This is a genomic window from Crocinitomix algicola (genome assembly GCF_001661595.2).
GTDB lineage: Bacteria > Bacteroidota > Bacteroidia > Flavobacteriales_D > Crocinitomicaceae > Crocinitomix > Crocinitomix algicola.
Window position 1 is genome coordinate 40,910 of sequence record NZ_LYPF02000010.1, and the last position, 18,238, is coordinate 59,147.

At 34.5% G+C, this 18,238-nt stretch carries 20 protein-coding genes; 12 read left to right on the top strand and 8 right to left on the bottom strand.

The features are described from left to right. Window positions 1–5: 5 nt before the first annotated feature. Window positions 6–365, bottom strand: a complete 360-nt coding sequence (locus tag A8143_RS06015) for a hypothetical protein (RefSeq protein WP_066757052.1) — start codon at window positions 363–365, stop codon at window positions 6–8. Further along, window positions 346–1,665, bottom strand: a complete 1,320-nt coding sequence (locus tag A8143_RS06020; RefSeq protein ID WP_066757054.1) for a DUF5690 family protein — start codon at window positions 1,663–1,665, stop codon at window positions 346–348. Before A8143_RS06020 ends, A8143_RS06015 begins: the two co-directional genes overlap by 20 nt. Window positions 1,666–1,809: 144 nt before the next feature. Here A8143_RS06020 and A8143_RS06025 point away from each other — a divergent pair, with 144 nt between their 5' ends. The 4 genes from A8143_RS06025 to A8143_RS06040 all read left to right on the top strand — a co-directional run bounded on the left by A8143_RS06025 (window position 1,810) and on the right by A8143_RS06040 (window position 6,284). Next, window positions 1,810–2,382 (top strand): helix-turn-helix domain-containing protein, encoded by a 573-nt coding sequence (locus tag A8143_RS06025; protein WP_066757056.1) that lies wholly within the window; start codon window positions 1,810–1,812, stop codon window positions 2,380–2,382. A 12-nt stretch (window positions 2,383–2,394) separates the two neighbouring features. Continuing rightward, window positions 2,395–3,072 (top strand): phosphonatase-like hydrolase, encoded by a 678-nt coding sequence (locus tag A8143_RS06030; RefSeq protein ID WP_066757058.1) that lies wholly within the window; start codon window positions 2,395–2,397, stop codon window positions 3,070–3,072. A 208-nt stretch (window positions 3,073–3,280) separates the two neighbouring features. Continuing rightward, entirely contained in the window at window positions 3,281–3,982 is a 702-nt protein-coding gene (locus A8143_RS06035; RefSeq protein WP_066757061.1) for a DsbA family oxidoreductase, read from the top strand. Between the two features lie 127 nt (window positions 3,983–4,109). Then, window positions 4,110–6,284 carry a T9SS type A sorting domain-containing protein gene (locus A8143_RS06040; protein WP_066757063.1) on the top strand — a complete coding sequence of 725 codons (2,175 nt, stop codon included), beginning with the start codon at window positions 4,110–4,112 and terminating at the stop codon, window positions 6,282–6,284. A gap of 47 nt (window positions 6,285–6,331) precedes the next feature. On the opposite strand, the gene A8143_RS06045 is transcribed toward A8143_RS06040, so the two are convergent. From A8143_RS06045 to A8143_RS06055, 3 genes are all read right to left on the bottom strand, one after another. Beyond that, complete coding sequence (locus A8143_RS06045) at window positions 6,332–6,895, bottom strand: mechanosensitive ion channel family protein (protein WP_066757064.1); 564 nt, start codon at window positions 6,893–6,895, stop codon at window positions 6,332–6,334. 46 nt (window positions 6,896–6,941) lie between these two features. Further along, window positions 6,942–7,688, bottom strand: coding sequence for a leucine-rich repeat domain-containing protein (locus A8143_RS06050; RefSeq protein ID WP_175437495.1), 747 nt, complete (start codon window positions 7,686–7,688; stop codon window positions 6,942–6,944). Between the two features lie 153 nt (window positions 7,689–7,841). Further along, window positions 7,842–10,139 carry an inorganic phosphate transporter gene (locus A8143_RS06055; protein ID WP_066757070.1) on the bottom strand — a complete coding sequence of 766 codons (2,298 nt, stop codon included), beginning with the start codon at window positions 10,137–10,139 and terminating at the stop codon, window positions 7,842–7,844. 293 nt (window positions 10,140–10,432) lie between these two features. Between A8143_RS06055 and A8143_RS06060 the strand changes: the two genes are divergently transcribed. Next, a complete protein-coding gene (locus A8143_RS06060; RefSeq protein ID WP_066757073.1) occupies window positions 10,433–10,822 on the top strand; it encodes a hypothetical protein in 390 nt (129 codons plus the stop codon). A 2-nt stretch (window positions 10,823–10,824) separates the two neighbouring features. On the opposite strand, the gene A8143_RS06065 is transcribed toward A8143_RS06060, so the two are convergent. After that, window positions 10,825–11,202: a four helix bundle protein gene (locus tag A8143_RS06065; protein ID WP_066757076.1), complete on the bottom strand. Its 378-nt coding sequence runs from the start codon at window positions 11,200–11,202 to the stop codon at window positions 10,825–10,827. 87 nt (window positions 11,203–11,289) lie between these two features. Here A8143_RS06065 and A8143_RS06070 point away from each other — a divergent pair, with 87 nt between their 5' ends. From A8143_RS06070 to A8143_RS06085, 4 genes are all read left to right on the top strand, one after another. Then, the gene (locus A8143_RS06070) at window positions 11,290–11,871 is read left to right on the top strand and encodes a PhnA domain-containing protein (protein WP_066757078.1); all 582 of its coding nucleotides are present in this window, start codon (window positions 11,290–11,292) and stop codon (window positions 11,869–11,871) included. A 20-nt stretch (window positions 11,872–11,891) separates the two neighbouring features. Continuing rightward, a complete protein-coding gene (locus A8143_RS06075; protein WP_175437496.1) occupies window positions 11,892–12,443 on the top strand; it encodes an RNA polymerase sigma factor in 552 nt (183 codons plus the stop codon). Further along, window positions 12,434–13,258 carry an anti-sigma factor gene (locus A8143_RS06080; RefSeq protein ID WP_066757084.1) on the top strand — a complete coding sequence of 275 codons (825 nt, stop codon included), beginning with the start codon at window positions 12,434–12,436 and terminating at the stop codon, window positions 13,256–13,258. Before A8143_RS06075 ends, A8143_RS06080 begins: the two co-directional genes overlap by 10 nt. 96 nt (window positions 13,259–13,354) lie before the next feature. Further along, window positions 13,355–13,963: a DUF2911 domain-containing protein gene (locus tag A8143_RS06085; protein ID WP_066757087.1), complete on the top strand. Its 609-nt coding sequence runs from the start codon at window positions 13,355–13,357 to the stop codon at window positions 13,961–13,963. Between the two features lie 107 nt (window positions 13,964–14,070). Here the strand turns inward: A8143_RS06085 and A8143_RS06090 are convergent, their stop codons facing one another. Together A8143_RS06090 and A8143_RS06095 are read right to left on the bottom strand one after the other, a co-directional pair. Next, window positions 14,071–14,502, bottom strand: a complete 432-nt coding sequence (locus A8143_RS06090; RefSeq protein WP_070137841.1) for a hypothetical protein — start codon at window positions 14,500–14,502, stop codon at window positions 14,071–14,073. A 44-nt stretch (window positions 14,503–14,546) separates the two neighbouring features. Beyond that, on the bottom strand, window positions 14,547–14,984 hold the full coding sequence (locus A8143_RS06095; protein ID WP_066757091.1) for a lipocalin family protein: 438 nt from the start codon (window positions 14,982–14,984) through the stop codon (window positions 14,547–14,549). A gap of 275 nt (window positions 14,985–15,259) precedes the next feature. On the opposite strand from A8143_RS06095, the gene A8143_RS06100 reads away from it, so the two are divergent. The 3 genes from A8143_RS06100 (at window position 15,260) to A8143_RS06110 (ending at window position 18,236) form a co-directional block, all read left to right on the top strand. After that, window positions 15,260–15,691, top strand: a complete 432-nt coding sequence (locus A8143_RS06100; protein ID WP_066757094.1) for a response regulator — start codon at window positions 15,260–15,262, stop codon at window positions 15,689–15,691. Window positions 15,692–15,762: 71 nt separating this feature from the next. After that, window positions 15,763–17,877 (top strand): response regulator, encoded by a 2,115-nt coding sequence (locus A8143_RS06105; RefSeq protein WP_066757097.1) that lies wholly within the window; start codon window positions 15,763–15,765, stop codon window positions 17,875–17,877. Continuing rightward, window positions 17,877–18,236 carry an Hpt domain-containing protein gene (locus A8143_RS06110; RefSeq protein ID WP_066757101.1) on the top strand — a complete coding sequence of 120 codons (360 nt, stop codon included), beginning with the start codon at window positions 17,877–17,879 and terminating at the stop codon, window positions 18,234–18,236. The genes A8143_RS06105 and A8143_RS06110 overlap by 1 nt, the downstream gene beginning before the upstream one ends. The last annotated feature ends 2 nt before the right edge of the window (window positions 18,237–18,238 follow it).

Here is an 18,238-nt window from a genome sequence, read left to right on the forward strand (position 1 = left end):
TGAGTCTAATTATGATGATGATTGTGGTGGTGATGGTGGTGTTTACAATTTTTAGTGCAAATGTTTTTTTCATTTTGAGGATAGAGGTCAAAAATAATCTTGGTGAAATGCGGGTCTCTAAAATACCTGGCCGCAACTAAAACTTTATCCAGGTAGGCTTCATTGATCACATCATAATTTTGAACCTGTTCGATAAATGCCTTCTTATACAAAGCATATTTTTCATAGTTATGCTCTTCAATAACTTTATCAAAAGCAATTACAATATTGTCCAATTTTAAACTGTCCGAATCGTTCGCTTTAACACTACCGCAAACCAATAGCAGCAGCAAAACACCTCCAATTTTAAGCATTGTGTTTCTCATAACTTTCTTTAATTGTTTGATTTGAAATCTCTTCTTTGTTCATGAAATAGATAAATGATAGGAGCAGTTGAATCACACCTATAATCCCTGTAAAATAGGCGGCATTAATTATAAAATTTAACCAATCAACTTCCCATTTAAGAAACTCTGTTCCTGTAAGGATTGCGACGGCAAAAAAGTAGCCCGTACTATCAGACAAATACATCAAAAACCCAGCATTTCCACGCTCATTCAACCAAGCGATTAACTTTTCGTAAATAACAACTTGAAACGGAACATATGACATATATAGTCCCACACCACTACTAATAATCCACTCGTAGCCAGAAATAATTGAACGTTGAAAAAGAAGTGTTGAAACTATTAAGGTTGCAAATCCGAAAGCAATAATTAAGAATGTTGCTTTTAGTCCAGCTGTGTTATTCTTGAAAAAAACGAATAACCCCATTAATAAGACGACAATAATTCCTACAATGGATTCAGTTTCAAGAAAAATAGACAAGCTCGCCTTTTCATTAATCTGCGACCAAATTTCGACACTAAAATTATCTCTAAAATCCCTAAACACGGAAAGCATAGCATAAGAAGCAATTAGGAGAAGTAAACCAAATTTATAGCGGTTTAAAAAATTTGACCGATCCAATTTCGTCATTGGCACACGTTTTTTCTTGAGTCGTATATCATCGGAATTTGGTTTAGGTATCACCCATAACATCCATACAAAAAACAGGAAAACAGGCACGAAGATTAATCCAATCAAGAATGGCATCCAAAAATCTAGCACACCAATTTCCTCAATAAAATATCTCCCAAAAGATTTTAAAAAACCTGATGAAACGATTGCGCTAATGCAAAGTCCAGAAGCAATAAATTCCGTTACACGCCTTCCTTCTAAAAAACTAAATACGACTCCCCACACCATTCCTAAAGGCAACCCGTTTAAAAAAAGAAAAATGAATTTAAAGGACAACGGAGCAATAGCAAAAAAGAATAATGCAAACTCAGCTATTAGAATTAATAGAAGAATTAATCGCACTCTTTGGTTTGGTTTAAGCTCAGAAATTACTTTCACACCAATAAATTTTGAGCACATATAACCCAAAACTTGAGCAATAATAAAAAACGCCTTAGAAGTCAAAAAAGAACTTTCGCCATCTAAAAATAAAGCAGCATTAAAAGGCTTTCTAAAAGCGTACATTGAAAAATACGCGCCAAACGAAGCAACAAAACACCACAATGTAAAAAATTGTGTATTTCTTGTTAACAAGCCTGAAACCCTTTGTTTACTATTGCGAAACATTTATTGTTTTTTGTTTTACGTGTCAAAATTATATAAAGCCCATTTTTAGTACAGTATAGAATTGGTGAATTAATTGTTAAGTTTACGTTACGTCACATTTTGTTTACCTATAAGAAACAAAATATACATATATTTGCCCCCGATATGGTAAAACACGATAACATTACTCAGATAGGAAGACTTATTAAAGAAATTCGAATTTCGGAAGGTTTAACAATTCAACTGCTTGCCGATCGTGCTGGAATTTCTAAAGGAATGCTTTCAAGGATAGAGAACGGAAGAATTATTCCCTCTTTACACGTTACAATTAAACTTATTGAAAAATTGAACTATCCATTAGGCGATTTTTTTAAGAGAATTGAACAACAAGACGAACAATCTTATATCGTCTTAAAAAAAGGTGACCGCACAAAAATTGACCGTGAAGACAAAAGCATTGGCTTTAATTATTTTTTTGGGCTGAACGCCTCATCTGGCCCAAGCTCCTTCGAAGTTAACTTTTTAACGATTGACCCTAATAATGAACGAGACAAAGTAACCACTGAAGCACACGAATTAAAATACATCATAAAAGGAAAAATCGACTACCATCTGGACGATGAAGTACTTAAACTGGAAGAAGGAGATCTGCTATACTACAATGGCAACATCCCTCACGTTCCAATCAACAACACAAATGAACCTGCAGAAATGTTAGTCATTTATTTTTTTAAATAATCAATCTAAAATATGAACCAAAAAATTAAGCTTGTTGTTTTTGACATGGCAGGCACAACTATTGATGAAGACAATGTGGTCTACAAAACAATTCAAAACACTTTAAACCAATACAATTTCAATTTCACGCTGACCGAAGTATTAGTGAATTGTGCTGGTAAAGAAAAAAGACAAGCCATTAAAGACGTACTACGTTTTAAAGATATTGAACAAACGGACGAACAAATCAACACGATATTTGAATCCTTTAAAGAAAATTTAAAAGAAGCCTATGCTACACTCACTGTAAAATCATTTAAAGGTGTCGAAGAACTTTTTACGACGTTGAAAGAAAAACAAATAAAAATAGCACTCAATACGGGTTACGATTTAATAACCGCTAAAAGCCTTTTAAATAATCTCAATTGGAAAGAAGGTGTCGAATTTGACACACTAGTTACTGCAGATGATGTAGAAAAAGGCAGACCTTTTCCCGATATGATCTATAAAGCAATGGACAGAACCGGAATCACGTCTAGCGAACATGTAGCTAAAATTGGCGATTCTATTGTCGACATTGCAGAAGGAAAGTCCGCCAATTGCAAATACACCATTGGCGTCACTACGGGAGCCCAAAACAGAAATCAACTGCAAACAGCAAACCCAACCTACATTTTTGACCAACTATCCGAACTCCTTAACCATATTTAAACTTTAATACTTCGCGGATTTAAAAAATGCCTTAAATCAACTTCATTTTCTTTTTATACAATTCATATTAGGCAGTTGAATTCGCGAAGTTTTTTTTCTCAACACTATACCAAAGTATACCTCATCATAGTTTATTTAAATACTATTGTAACAGTTAAAAGCAGTAGATTTGCACCTAATATAAATAGTGAAGCATTAAATGTAAATTATGAAAATTGAGATTTGGAGCGATATCATGTGCCCCTTTTGTTACATAGGAAAAAGAAAATTTGAAAAGGCACTTGATAATTTTGAATACAAGGATGTGATTGAAGTTGAGTGGAAAAGTTTTCAATTAATGCCTGACCTTATTACGGACCCATCTGTAAATGCAATTGAACACCTTGCAAAATCAAAAGGCTGGACTATGGAATATACTAACCAAGCCACCACCCATGTCGTTAATATGGCTAAAGATGCAGGTCTAAGTTTCAATTATGACAAAACAGTGGTAGCTAACTCAATGCGCGCACATGCCTTATTACATCTTGCCAAAAAAAACAATAAACAAAATGAGCTTAAAGAATTATTATTATCCGCTTATTTTATAGAAGGCAACAATACAGATGATAAGGACTTCTTGTTAGAAACGGCTAGTAAAATAGGATTATCTAAATCTATAGCAGCTGAAGCGATTGATAATGAAGAATACCATTTTGAAGTAAAACGTGACATACAAGAAGGACAACAACTAGGTCTAACTGGTGTACCCTTTTTTGTATTCGATAGAAAATACGCCATCTCAGGTGCCCAAGATGTAAAAGTATTCGAGGATACTTTAAAAAAATCCTATGAAGACTGGAAATCAACGCAACGTAACGATTTGAACATTACCAAGGGAGACAGCTGCGCTATTGACGGTAATTGCTAGAACACCCTCCGTTTATTAAGCAATTCTTAACCTTTAATTAAAACGGAAATAACTCACTTAATTTAAGTTCATCCATTCCAGAAAGGTATCTTTGCAATTCATTTTATTCAAAAAAAACTAAAAAAGAATGAAAAAGATACTTTTACTAGGATTAATAGCTGTACTCTCAACAGCTACAAGTTTCGGTCAAGTGAATATTTCTGCGCACAACGTAGATTTCACCACCGATTTTAACGGTTGGGAAGGTACACTACCCACCGGATTTACTCATGCTGGAGAAACAACAGCGTACAGAGGAACTGACCCAGAAGGCACGTCTGGAGGTGTTTATAGTGTAGGGGGAGCTGGTTACAGCTACCAACCATCAGGAAGCGCTGACAACTTAACGTTAACCGGAGAATTTGAAAACAATACTGGATCTGCAATTACAGAACTTGATATCAGTTTTGAAGCATTCAGTGTTTTTCACAGAACAAGTCGCCTACCAGGATGGACTGTTACCACCTCATTAGGTGAATCGTTAAGTGATTTAGACTGGGCATACAACGAATCTAGCTCTGCAGGATCACCGGACATTCAAACTTATACGCTTACCGGAATTTCAATAGCTCCGGGAGCAACATTCTCAATTAGCTTCGCTTCTGACAGAGGTAGTGGATCTGGTTCTTCTCCAAAAATTGGTATAAATAATATTACACTTCAATCGGTTAACGCTCCTTGCATCGTTACAGGAATCGATGTTCAAGTTGCTTGCGGTTCTTTCGAGTGGATTGATGGTGTGACCTACACAGAAAGCATTGACATCGCTACACATACTATTGTAGGTGGCGGAGTTGACGGATGCGATAGTATTGTAACATTAGATCTAACAATTAATGATGTTGCTACTGGAACGGATGTTCAAACTGCTTGTGGTTCTTATGAGTGGATTAATGGAGTGACTTACACAGAAAGCATTGATGATGTACTTTACACAATTGTTGGTGGTGCAGTTAATGGATGCGACAGTATCGTAACTTTAGACTTAACAATTAATGATGTTGCTACTGGAACGGATGTTCAAACTGCTTGTGGTTCGTACGAGTGGATTGATGGTGTGACTTACACAGAAAGCATTGACGACGTTACCTTCACAATTGTTGGTGGTGCAGTTAATGGATGCGACAGTATCGTAACTTTAGACTTAACAATTAATGATGTTGCTACTGGAACGGATGTTCAAACTGCTTGTGGTTCGTACGAGTGGATTGATGGTGTGACTTACACAGAAAGCATTGATGATGTACTTTTCACAATTGTTGGTGGTGCAGTTAATGGATGCGACAGTATCGTAACATTAGATCTAACCATTAATGAGGTTGTTACTGGAACTGATGTTCAAACTGCTTGCGGTTCTTTTGAGTGGATTGATGGTGTGACTTACACAGAAAGCATTGACGATGTTACCTTCACAATTGTTGGTGGTGCGGTAAGCGGATGCGACAGTATCGTAACATTAGATTTAACAATTAATGAGGCTGTTACTGGAACTGATGTTCAAACTGCTTGCGGTTCTTACGAGTGGATTGATGGTGTGACTTACACTGAAAGTGTTGACGATGTTACCTATACAATCGAAGGCGGTGCAATTAATGGATGTGACAGTATCGTAACTTTAGATTTAACTATTAATGAAATTGCTACAGGAACGGATGTTCAAGAAGCATGTATTTCTTTCGAATGGATTAACGGTGAAACCTACACAGAAAGTGTTGACGATGTTACCTATACAATCGAAGGTGGTGCAGCGAATGGATGCGATAGCATTGTGACTTTAAACTTAACAATACTAACAGTTGACGTTACCGTTACAGTTACTGATCCAACTATTACAGCCAACGCAACAGACGCTACTTATCAATGGTTAGATTGTGCCGATGATTTTACACTGATCGACGGTGCAAACGAACAAGAGTTTATTGCTTCAGAGAATGGAGAATATGCTGTTCAAATTACCTCAGAAAATGGATGCATAGACACATCAGCATGCGTAACAATTGCAACGGTGGGAATAGAGGAAAATTTTGCTATTCAAATGAGTAAGGTATACCCTAATCCTGCAACTGGTTTGTTCTACGTAGAAGTTGAATCTGAGCAAGTATCATCAGTTAAGGTTTATTCGATTACTGGAGAATTAATTTATGTAAACAATTCTTTAACAACTGAAATCTCAACTATAGATTTATCTGGACTTACTGGAACATACGTTGTTGAAATTACCACGGCTAACAACCGTGAAATGCATCGTATCATACTACAATAATTCCTAAACCATTAAAAAAAAGAGCTGGCTAATAACCAGCTCTTTTTTTATTCATCAATATTTCCTTCCTCAATCTCTTCAATTTCATGAATTAAAGCACTATCAGTCGTTTTAATCGCTTTTTGAAGTATGACGTTATTTGGAATTGATATTATTTCATTATCCCTGGTACGAATTTTGAAAAACATAATTCCGATATCAAAAATTTCTCCTTTAATATCAAATTCTTTATCCATAATCTGAATTTCATCGCCAATTTTAGTGCCTGTATTAAAGAAAATAATAATACCCGAAGTAATATTAGAAAGGTGGGACCATTGAGCAAAAAAAGCTACTCCTAAAACAGTCATTACAGAAGAAAGAAAAACTAAAATCTGCGACTGCTCAACGCTCCAAACCGTAATGAGAGTAGATATAAAAACGATATTCAATATCGAATTGACACTTTTCATTGCCATTCTCTTTCGTATCTCACTAAAATCACTAGATCTCAATCGCTTCTTTACAATTTGACCTAAAACAAGTCTTAATACAACCCATAATACAATTGCGGCAACTGTTTCAATCAATAAAAGTGAATAGTCATTAAAAAAAGTCCATACAGAATTCATACCTCAGTGTAAAATAAAAATACAAAGATGAAAAAAAGAAATACAATTAGTATATCTGCAGGTTTGGTTTGGATTTAATTTCGTAAGGTATTTTTTCTATCGAATTCCCTCTAATTTTCAGCTTACGAAGATTCTTGCAATATTTTAATTGCCAAGGAAGTTCCGATATTCTATTGTCCGAGACATCAAGTTTTCGCAAACCTTCTAAATACCTTATTTCCCAAGGAATTTTTGTGATTTGATTATCGGATAAATCCAACTCCTTTAAACTACTTAAATAACGGATTTGCCAAGGAATTTCAGTGAGGTAATTATGACTAAAATCCAATTCATACAACAATTTCAAATAACGAATTTCCCAAGGAATTTGAGTCAGATCATTGTGTGAAGCGTCAAAGACTTTGAGTTGCCTCAAATACTGAATTTGCCAAGGCAATTTTTTCAGCTCATTGTGCGATACATCCAATTCTTCAAGTCCATCCAAATACCTTATTTCCCATGGTATTTCTCGCAACTTATTTTTTGACAAGTCAAGTTCTTTTAAGTTCTTTAGATAACGAATTTCCCAAGGAATCTCACGCAAGTGATTTTCGGACAAATCCAATTTTTCAAGATTTACCAATTTTCGTATACGCCAGTCCAACTGGCTTATTGATTGATTACTTAAATCTAATTCAATTACATCATTAGGATGCGCCAAAGCATGATCCAAATTATAAAACACCCCAGAATTTCCATCCTGACCATATACTGAAAATACAGTAAACACCACCAACAACAACAAATTTCTCATGCCATTTTTAATATAACAATGCTCAAAACTTATGCCAAAAATTGACATAAGTTTAGAACCAAAACATCAAACTAAACACTTAAAAAATTGAATGTCGATTAATTTAAGGATCAAAGTATTATCCCACATTAATTTATTCACTAAAAATCAAATTCATTTTAACGAAGTTTTGGACTTGTTCATTTTCACTTTATCAATCGGCTCCATTGGCGGCTCATTTTCTCTGATTGATTGAAACAAATTAATAAGACCAGAGAAGTCAACAATCATATCTCTACATTCTAATAAAATCGACAAGTAAAGCATTGAGTTTTTAGCAGAGCTCTCATTGTTTTTAACTCTGGACAGATGAACTAGCTCGAGGTTTTCAATATGCGTTAAAAGAACCTCACTTTCTTCCTGCAACACCTCAGTTAAACCTCCTTTACGCTCAAGAATTAAATCTGAAATCTCAATAAACAAATGACTTAAACGATTAGCCAAGTCTTTTAATTCGTTCATTTTAACTGTCTGCATCGGTAAATGAAAATTGCTCACATGACTGTCAACTTTTTCCCCCATCACCAAAACAGAACCACTAATATTATTCAAGTAGCTTAAGGCATGAATATAATAACGGCCTTCAGCACCATGTTTTGATTCAATTTTCTGTAAATAATAATAAAAACTTGCCGATAATTCTTCATAATTCTTTCGGTACAATTCGACCTCATTCTTAGCTTTACTTATTTTCACTTTATCCTCAACCTCTAAACCTACTATCAAATCTTTGATGACATAACTAATTTTAAACATTGTCAAGGATATACGCTCTCGACTTTCCGCAATAACATCATCATAAGATATTCGTTCGCGATTCTCCAATTTTTTATATACGGCAGATTTTTCACGTTCTTTTTTTCGATGAACAAATTGACTTCTTAAAATCAATGCTACAGTTAGCATCATTAACGAAACAACCGCAAAGACCCCACCAAAATAGATGACTAAAGCCAAGACACCTGCTACGGTTGAAGCCACAGCTGCAGTTACCAACCATCCTCCAATAACATTTACCACTCCCGCAACTCTGTACACAGCAGAATCTCGGTCCCAGGCGCGATCCGCCAAAGAAGTCCCCATTGCAACCATAAAAGAGACATAAGTTGTAGACAACGGTAATTTCAGAGACGTAGCAAAAGCAATCAGAACACTTGCCATCATCAAATTTACAGAGGCTCTCACTAAATCGAAAGCGGGTTTTTCTTTTACATTTTTATTTATCGAAGCAGATTTTTTAAAGCGTGCATCAATTTTATTCGCCACTTCATCCGAGATAAACTTTTTTGAAAAAGTGCTAAACCTGATTCCACCACTAACAATCCATCTAGCAATAAAATTAGGTTTAAACCTCTCTGAACCTTCATTTTGCCGAGATAAATTAATTTCTGTTTCAGTAACGGTTTGTGCCTTTTTAGAAAACCAGAGTGAAAGAATCATAATTACTCCTGCCGCAAAAAGAATCAATGAATTTGTTTGAATTTGAGCTCCCAAGACACCCATATTTAATTCAGAAGCTGCAAGATTTGACGCTTGAAATATTTGAAAAGACTGCAATCCTGCCAAGGGTACACCAATAAAATTAACTAAATCATTGCCCGCAAATGCCATGGCTAGAGAAAAAGTTCCGAATAAAACGACCAATTTCAACACATTCACTTTAAAAAAGTGAGTCAAAACCAGACAAATAAAAATACTGGACAGCACAATGGTACCCATTAAAATAACGGTGTAATTATTGATCCATTCTTTTGTTTCAATCGAGATAAAAGTACTTCCTTTCATTCCTTTTATCAACAAAAAATAGGCAATTGTCGCAATAGCAATTCCACCAAAAATAGGCCCATTTTTACGTACTGTCTTGTTCAAATTAAAACTAAATATTAATCGCGTAAAAAACTGAGCAATTAAACCCAATGAAAACGCAATAAAAACTGAAAGAAAAATTCCCGCTATTATTAATATTGCGTTATTCGTATTTAAATATTCGCCTATTAACAACATTGAATCACCATTTGAAATAATCTTGATTACTGCTACCACAAATGCCGCTCCAAGTAATTCAAACATAATTGAAACTGTGGTACTTGTTGGCATTCCAAACGTATTAAACAAGTCAAGTAATAAAATATCTGTTATCATAACCGCCAAAAAAATGGTCATGATATCGGCAAAAGAAAACATTTCTGGATTAAAAATTCCTTTACGTGCAATTTCCATCATTCCACTCGAGGAAGCCGCTCCAATCAAAATACCTGTAGCAGCTACATAGAGAATAGTCTTTCGTTTTGCTACCCGTGAACCAAATGCTGAATTTAGAAAATTAACGGCATCATTACTAACTCCAACAACCAAATCAGCAACTGCAAGTACAACTAAACAAATGACAACTATTAAATAAAACGTATCCATAAAAGTTCAAAACACAAAACTGTAAAACAGATATATTTAACACGTTAATCCAATGTTATCAAACTATAAACTAGTCCAAAAAAATTACATTTAAAAAATGAGGGCTTACTGTTCTGGATGTTTTTATCATTATCTTGGTAAACAATATGGGCAGATTAGAAAATTTCTATTCGATTTTTCCTTGCGCAAAGACGAGATTTTTAATCGATTCTATAGACCGCATCATTAATCGCTCAAATAAATTAACAACGTGAAAGAACTTGCTAGTATTAACCTGATTATTGAAAATTGACATGGATATAAAAGACAATATGTATTATGGTTTTGGCAGAATACTTTTGGCGCTATCATTAGCAGACGGTAAAATTGACAAATCTGAAATAGAAGCTTTAGAGCGAAAAATTGCAAAAATTGCAATCGAAAATGAGGTCGATTTAGATCTTGTACTGATCACATTTGAAAAATGGAAGCATGAAAACACATTTTCAGTTATTGACATGATGAAAGGTGGCTTACATGATTTTCATCTTGGAGATTTTCACTTAAGCCCAAAATTGGCCGAACTTTTTCGTTCTATTACTGAAACAATCATTTCTGCTGAAGAACCTATAACCCCAGAAGAGCGAAAATACGCTAATCAATTTTTATCCTTTTTAACTCAACGCGAAAAGGAACAGCTTTAACTTTATTTCTCAAAACCTCCAATTAAAATAACAAGTTTATCCAATCGGTCGATCACATTGGATATTCCTGCACGAACATCATTTAAATGACTCGGACTGCAGTATTTCAAATGCTGTGCTATTGTTGCCAATTTGAGCAAATCTCTCAACTCCCCCATCACCGTTAAAAAATCTTGTTTTTGTTCATCCAAATCAGTCTTTACAGTTCCATGCGTTAAAAATGAGGAAATACCTAATGCTTTTTTTCGCATTAGCGGAGACAGACCTTCAGTATCATTCTCAGGAAATACATCAGTAACCATAAACACAATTTTGATTAAAGCACGGGAATAAAATCGTACATCAATCTTTGCCTGCGTTATTTGCTTTAAATGATTCATTTGATCCCTTGAATATACCAAATCGAATAAGACGAGGAGTAATTCGTTGAATATTTATCCTAATTTTGTCCGAATAAAATATCTATCATGAGTGAATTAAGAGCCAGTTTAGAAAAACGATCAAATAACGCGTGTGAATTGTGCGGGTCATCAGTGGATTTAAGTATCTACGAGGTACCACCTCATTCTAAAGGCACGGTTAATGATAGTGTTTTTGTTTGTCAAGTCTGTTCTGAGCAAATCAATCAGAATTCCGAATTAGATAAGAATCACTGGCACTGTCTAAATGAGAGTATGTGGAGCGAGCATGATGCTGTCAAAGTTGTTTCTTGGCGTATGCTTAATCGACTTAAAACTGAGGTATGGGCCCAAGATTTATTAGAGATGATTTATTTAGATGATGAGTCTTTAAAATGGGCTGCAGCCACTGGGGAAAATTTATCAGAAGATGAAAAAATCATTCATAAAGACAGTAACGGTGTTCGCCTTGAAAACGGCGACAATGTTGTTTTGATTAAAGATTTAAACGTAAAAGGAGGAGGGTTTACAGCGAAAAGAGGAACAGCTGTAAGACGAATTACTCTAGACCCCGAAAACGCTACCTATATCGAAGGTAAGGTTGAAGGGCAACGAATTGTTATATTAACTCAGTACGTAAAAAAAACGTAACTTGACATAAAAACTCGATTTTGCTAAGTAAGACAGAAATTAAAGAAACCATAGAAGCCGTACAAAACGGCGATGCTGCCGCTTTTGAAACTCTATACGACGCCTATTCAGAAGCAATGTATGGAATTAGTTTCAAAATTCTAAAAGATCGTAAAACAGCTGAAGACGCTGTTCAAGATGCCTTTGTGAAAATTTGGTCTAAGATTCACTCATTTGATTCGACGAAAGGAAGTTTTTTTACATGGATACTCAATATCAATCGAAATACTGCTATTGATATTTACAGAAAAACTTCAAAAAAAACACTTGTCTCAATCCAAAACGAATCAAACTACGTAACTTCTAAACTGGGAACAACTTCACAAAATACTGAACAGATAGGAATTAGCGACTTATTAAAAGTACTACCAGCACAAGAACAAGAAATTATCGAATACATGTATTTCAAAGGGTTTACCCAAAAAGAAACCGCTGAAGCTTTAAACATTCCGCTTGGAACAGTTAAAACAAGGTCACGTAAAGCTTTAAAAGGATTAAAAGAACTATTTATACTATTAGCTACATGGATATAAAAGAGTATATAGCTTCAGGTATCATTGCAGACTACGTATTTGGGAGTGTTTCTAAACAAGAACACCAAGAAGTAGAATGCATGTCCAAAATTTACCCAGAGATTAAAGCTGAAATAACTTTAATTCAGGAAGCCATTGAAAACATGGCGATAAATGCGAAAGAAAAACCGTCACCCGAATTAAAACAAAGGGTAATGAAAGCAATTCGGGCAACCCAACAAGTGAAGCCAAACCAAAACATCATACCCCTTAAAACGACCCCTAAAAAAGGGTCTACAAAATTTTATGCTGCGGCATCAATTTTAGTTTTAATCGCATTGGGAACTTATACTTTTTTCTTAAGACAAGATTTTAACAAAATAGAATTTCAAAACAAGTTATTTGTTTCTAAAAATGATAGTTTAAACAGACAATTAAACCAACTACAATTAGAGAATAACTATTCTAATGAACTAATTAGCCAACTAGATAATAGTCTCCAATTTGTTACAAATGTTAACACCTCAAGAATTCAATTGAGCGGAACAGCTAATTACCCGGACAACCAAGCAGAAGTATATTGGAATCAAAGTACATCGCAAACATTATTTATCTCAAAAAACCTACCTGAATTATCAATTAATGAATCGTATCAACTTTGGGTTTTAATTGATGGAGAACCTCGTGACATGGGTATTATCGAAAATAATGAAGCGGGTGATGTATCGATGATGAAAACAACAAATAAAGCGAATGCATTCGCAGTAACAATTGAACCAAAAGGTGGGAGTGTCGTTCCAACTTTAGAAAAACTTTGTCTTATAGGAAATGTTTAAATCTTTTGAACATCAAGAAATTAAACAAACCAAACAAGAACTTTACTTCAATAATATAGTAATAACTGCTATCTTTGTTGGAAAGCACAAATAATTATGAAGAATCTTAGTTACCTAGTATTAGCACCATTATTTTTGTATGCCTGTAATGGAGCAAAAAACTCAAATGAAGAAAACACGGTTGAAAATAATGAAACAGAACTCATTGATTCAACAAAGATCCCAGTTCAGGAAATCCCTGAAGCACCCAAAAGTCCTCGTCAACAAGCGAAAGGCACTATTAACGATGTAGAAATTGAAGTTGATTTTGGTGCACCATCCGTTCGTGAGCGCGAAATTTGGGGAGAATTGGTTCCTTACGACAAAGTATGGCGCGCAGGGGCAAATGATGCTACAGCCATCACCTTCGGTAGCGATGTTTTAATTGATGGACAAACCGTAACTGCTGGTACCTATGCTTTATTTATTATTCCTCAAGAATCTTCTGAAACATGGACAATTATTCTTAATGAAGAATGGAGCAAGGAAATACACGGAGTTTGGGGCGCTTATGACCATAAACCCGAAAAAGATGTTTTAAGATTTGAAGTAACACCAAGTTTTGAAAACGATCACCACGAAATTCTAGCATTTGATGTAACAGATAAAGCTGTCGAGTTTAACTGGGAAAAAGCACACTTCTCTTTTCCAGTAGAAAAAAAATAAACCCCTTTTCACAAAAGAAAACCGCCTTTCAATAGGGCGGTTTTTTTATTTAAAAAAAAAAGCTTCCGGATTTACCGGAAGCCTTAGGAAATTTAGTGCGAATCGAACTACTTGCTCATTAAGTGCAGTTCGTCTTCTCCACCTTTTTCCCTCACCCACATATTATCTTCTTCTAATTTTAATATTTGATAAGTTACATCAGCCGCATCCGTATCAAAATCTAATTCAAGATTTTCTTTGTTACTTTGAAATTCCCAAGTTCCATCTGTTTCATATTCAAACGAAAAGTCGCCGAACGAATACAAAGCAGCCAAAGAAGCATCACCATCTTTTGTCGTTAACAAAGTAAACTCATCATAATCATCAGTTACATCTTCACCATTACGAAAAGCTTGCTCAATAACCCATGTATTTGCAACACGCTCCTTTTTAGTTTTCAAAGTTAACACTGGACCTTCTTCATACTTTTTGCAAGCTGTTAAACTCACCATACCAATTAGTCCTATAAATACTACTACTGTTCTTTTAAAATTTTTCATTTTTTAGTTCTTTTTTTGATTAATAATTTACGACGCGACGTTGCTTATTTCTCCAACAAATGCAACTCAATATTGCTATCCAAATTCAACACCCACAATTCGTCATTATTTAAGCGAAGTATTTGATAATCTGCATCTTGTTCGTCATCTTCAAAATCAAGTACTAATTCTTCATCATCATTTCTAAATGCCCAAGTTCCTTCTGTGGATGTTTCATAAGTAACTCCAAATGCTGTATAATCTGCATCGAGAGTAGCATCTCCATCTGAATTCAAATAAAGTTCGTATTGATCGTAGTTAGACGAAACATTTTCGCCATCATCTTCTGCATAACTGATAATCCAAGTATTCGCTACTCGCTCCTTACGCGACGTCAATTCAATGGTATTATCATCATCATACTTTTTCTCACAACTTAAAAATAGAGAGGATAAAAGTACTGTCCCCGCTAAAAATCCTATTGCTTCTTTTCTCATTTTCATAATCTGTATTTTTTAAGTTCATCAACGTAAGTGCAGTCATCTTGCCAAAACCTGACAATTGAAATTTACTAACTGAATTACAACAACTTAAGAATTCAACATTTCACAAAACGGGTTATTTATTTTTTCATATCTAAAAATTTGTTTTCAAAATGAAAAAAAATCACATGAAATTTAGGCTATACTTCTCTCAATAACCACAGAAAATAAGGCGCACAGCATAAAGAGGCACAGCTGTGGCACAAGCCTTGCTGAATTTTTACATAAAAGGAGATATGATCGAGATTAAAACACGTCAAATAAAAATTGTTGTTTTGGAGGATAATTCATTTTACAATAAACTGATCAAAGCACAAATTGAAAAATGCTTCGCCAAACATAACACAAATAGTGATATAGAATTTAAACTGAATGTCTATCAACATGTAGAGGACCTTTATTTAAACCTCCATCATGCTTATGACATTGCTTTTATCGACTATTTCTTAGGAAGCGGAATTACTGGAAATGTGGTTATACCACCGTTGAAGCAACATAATAGTGCTTGTAAAGTTGCACTAATGTCTTTACACGAACAATCAGTAAATCGATTGACTGAAAACAAAAATAAAGCTGAGGCATTTATAGCCAAAGATGGCAAATCGCTCCAACGAATTTGTGATTTTATTCATCTGTATGCGAAGGAAAAGTATCCCGAATTAAGTTAGTTTAAACCCGCAACAATATTTATATTTGAAACATAATTTGCCCCACGAAATGCGTTCGTCATTTTTAGTATATGAAAAAACCGTTCTTGTTCGAATTTAAAATTTCTGGAGCCATGGTTGTTGTGCTCATTTTAGTGAGTATAATTGGTTTTTACACCTATCAACGTTACGCTAATGTTGTAGATGTTGTAAATGATGCTGTTCGACCCGACATGCAACTTGTCACAATCAAAGGCTTAAGGAATGATTTATCGGACGCGGAGAACAGTATAAAATCGTATAGTTTAACCCAAGACCCCGTTTTTATGCTTCATTTTGATGAAACTTTTATTGGGGTCAACGACAAACTCAATCTATTATACGACCTCAGAGAAGGACATCCTGAAAATGATACTTTGGTAGATACCCTGAGTGTTCTAATTGATGAAAAATTCGGTCTACTTAATGAACTCCTATCCTATCAAAATAAATTCGAAATAGAAGAAACTATGGCAAAAGTTTCTACTGAAATTGAGGAAGTTGTTACAGACTCAGAAAAAGTAATCACTCCTGCCAATACCCAGAAAGAGATTGATGCAGAAGAAAAAAATAAAAAACGAAAATGGCGCATATTTAATTGGAATAAAAAAAAGGAAGAAGAAAACCAAACAGAAAAACCCAATACTGATACTGACACCCTACAAAAAACTGTTGTTACCCAAGAATTGCTAACTGATGTTAACAAACGACTGGATGACATTAAAAAAGAAGAAATATATATCAGCAACAAAATTATTGACAAAGAAATTGCCTTGATTCTAGAAGATCGGATTTTAACAAATTCAATCCGAACTATTTTAGATAATATGGAAATTATTGAGGCTGATAAATTGGCCAAAAGAACTGAAAATGCTCAAAAAGAAATAGAAAAAGCGAATGTACAAGTGGTGATCTTTTGCATTGCAATAGGATTCTTATTAATCTTTATGGCTTTTACCATAATTAACTATGTTAAAAATAACAATCAATACAAACGTATTCTAGCCAAAGCAAAAATTGACGCCGAAAATTTAGCAAGTGCAAAAGCGAGATTTATGGCGAATATGAGTCATGAAATTAGAACTCCAATGAATGCAATAGCAGGGTTTACCGAACAACTATCTCAAAGTCCACTCAACAGCGTGCAACAAGACCAGCTAGAAGTAGTTCAAAAGTCTACCGATCATCTTCTGCAACTAATCAATGAAATTTTAGACCTCTCAAAACTTCAAAACAATAAACTAAAAATTGAAGCTAAGCCATTTAATCCAAAAATTCTAATTGAGGATGTAGCCAACTTATTTACACCAAAAATAAGTCAATCAAACATCGCTTTAAATACCAAGTTGGACAAAGATTTGGATCAACTATTAATGGGAGATGATTTTAGATTGCGCCAAATCCTACTCAACTTAGTCAGTAATGCCGTAAAATTTACTGAAAAAGGAGCTGTCACTATTGAAGCGCAACTCAACCCAATAACCCCTAACCAAAAAGAACTTGAAATTCACATTATTGATACAGGAATAGGGATGTCGCCAGAACAAATGGTACGCGTATTTGAGGAATTTGAACAGGCTGAATCGTCCACAGCTAGGAATTACGGAGGTACTGGTCTCGGTCTTTCAATTACAAAACAATTAATTGAATTACAAAAGGGCTCAATAAATGTGAAAAGTGAAGAGAATAATGGAACCGAAATTATCGTAAAAATTCCTTATACTAAAGGCACAGAAGAAAACCAACCAGAAAAAAAACCAGCAAAAGAAACTACACCAATCTATTTTCAAAATCTAAAAATACTTATCGCTGATGATGAACCATTTAATCGCAAATTACTCGAAGCAATTTTTAGAAAAGAAAACGTTGAATTAACATCCGTATCAGACGGAACAGAAGTATTAGAAAAGCTCAAAAACAACCAATACGATTGTATTTTAATGGATATGCACATGCCCGAAATGGATGGCATTGAAACAACAAAAAACATACGAACCAACGAAAAAAATAAAGTAAATAAGAACATTCCAATTATCGTACTTACCGCGGCTTTAACCGACGAAGATAAAAAACGATATATCGCTACGGGTATGAACGGGATTGTCGCAAAGCCATTCAATAAAAAAACCGTGTTAGAAGAAATAAGCAAAGTCTTAAAAAAACAGTGATGATGAATGAATTAAAAATTGATTTTACAGAAGTTAAACACCTTAGTGCAGAAGATTCTACTTTTTACTGTGAATTATTGGATATCTTTATCCAAGGAACTGAGGAAGGGATTGAAGGAATTGAAAAATCAATCGCAAATGAAGATTGGTTAAACATGGCCGAGTGGGCACATAAAATTTCTTCTCCTTGCAAACATTTTCATATTGAAACGCTATACCAAACATTAAAAGAAATAGAAAATTCTGGCCGTAACAAAAACAATTTAGAGGCGATACCATTATTATTAGAAAAGCTAAAATTAGATGGTCAAATTGCCATAAAACTTGTTCGCAAAGAACTTGAAGCAAACCGAACATAATT

Bases quoted from the DNA above. Each gene is read 5' to 3' on its own strand.
- A8143_RS06040 (WP_066757063.1), top strand. From the start codon at position 4,110: ATGAAAAAGATACTTTTACTAGGATTAATAGCTGTACTCTCAACAGCT.
- A8143_RS06065 (WP_066757076.1), bottom strand. From the start codon at position 11,202: ATGAATCATTTAAAGCAAATAACGCAGGCAAAGATTGATGTACGATTT.
- A8143_RS06035 (WP_066757061.1), top strand. From the start codon at position 3,281: ATGAAAATTGAGATTTGGAGCGATATCATGTGCCCCTTTTGTTACATA.
- A8143_RS06095 (WP_066757091.1), bottom strand. From the start codon at position 14,984: ATGAAAATGAGAAAAGAAGCAATAGGATTTTTAGCGGGGACAGTACTT.
- A8143_RS06085 (WP_066757087.1), top strand. From the start codon at position 13,355: ATGAAGAATCTTAGTTACCTAGTATTAGCACCATTATTTTTGTATGCC.
- A8143_RS06015 (WP_066757052.1), bottom strand. From the start codon at position 365: ATGAGAAACACAATGCTTAAAATTGGAGGTGTTTTGCTGCTGCTATTG.
- A8143_RS06110 (WP_066757101.1), top strand. From the start codon at position 17,877: ATGATGAATGAATTAAAAATTGATTTTACAGAAGTTAAACACCTTAGT.
- A8143_RS06055 (WP_066757070.1), bottom strand. From the start codon at position 10,139: ATGGATACGTTTTATTTAATAGTTGTCATTTGTTTAGTTGTACTTGCA.
- A8143_RS06045 (WP_066757064.1), bottom strand. From the start codon at position 6,895: ATGAATTCTGTATGGACTTTTTTTAATGACTATTCACTTTTATTGATT.
- A8143_RS06020 (WP_066757054.1), bottom strand. From the start codon at position 1,665: ATGTTTCGCAATAGTAAACAAAGGGTTTCAGGCTTGTTAACAAGAAAT.
- A8143_RS06105 (WP_066757097.1), top strand. From the start codon at position 15,763: ATGAAAAAACCGTTCTTGTTCGAATTTAAAATTTCTGGAGCCATGGTT.
- A8143_RS06080 (WP_066757084.1), top strand. From the start codon at position 12,434: ATGGATATAAAAGAGTATATAGCTTCAGGTATCATTGCAGACTACGTA.
- A8143_RS06090 (WP_070137841.1), bottom strand. From the start codon at position 14,502: ATGAAAAATTTTAAAAGAACAGTAGTAGTATTTATAGGACTAATTGGT.
- A8143_RS06025 (WP_066757056.1), top strand. From the start codon at position 1,810: ATGGTAAAACACGATAACATTACTCAGATAGGAAGACTTATTAAAGAA.
- A8143_RS06030 (WP_066757058.1), top strand. From the start codon at position 2,395: ATGAACCAAAAAATTAAGCTTGTTGTTTTTGACATGGCAGGCACAACT.
- A8143_RS06070 (WP_066757078.1), top strand. From the start codon at position 11,290: ATGAGTGAATTAAGAGCCAGTTTAGAAAAACGATCAAATAACGCGTGT.
- A8143_RS06060 (WP_066757073.1), top strand. From the start codon at position 10,433: ATGGATATAAAAGACAATATGTATTATGGTTTTGGCAGAATACTTTTG.
- A8143_RS06100 (WP_066757094.1), top strand. From the start codon at position 15,260: ATGATCGAGATTAAAACACGTCAAATAAAAATTGTTGTTTTGGAGGAT.
- A8143_RS06050 (WP_175437495.1), bottom strand. From the start codon at position 7,688: ATGAGAAATTTGTTGTTGTTGGTGGTGTTTACTGTATTTTCAGTATAT.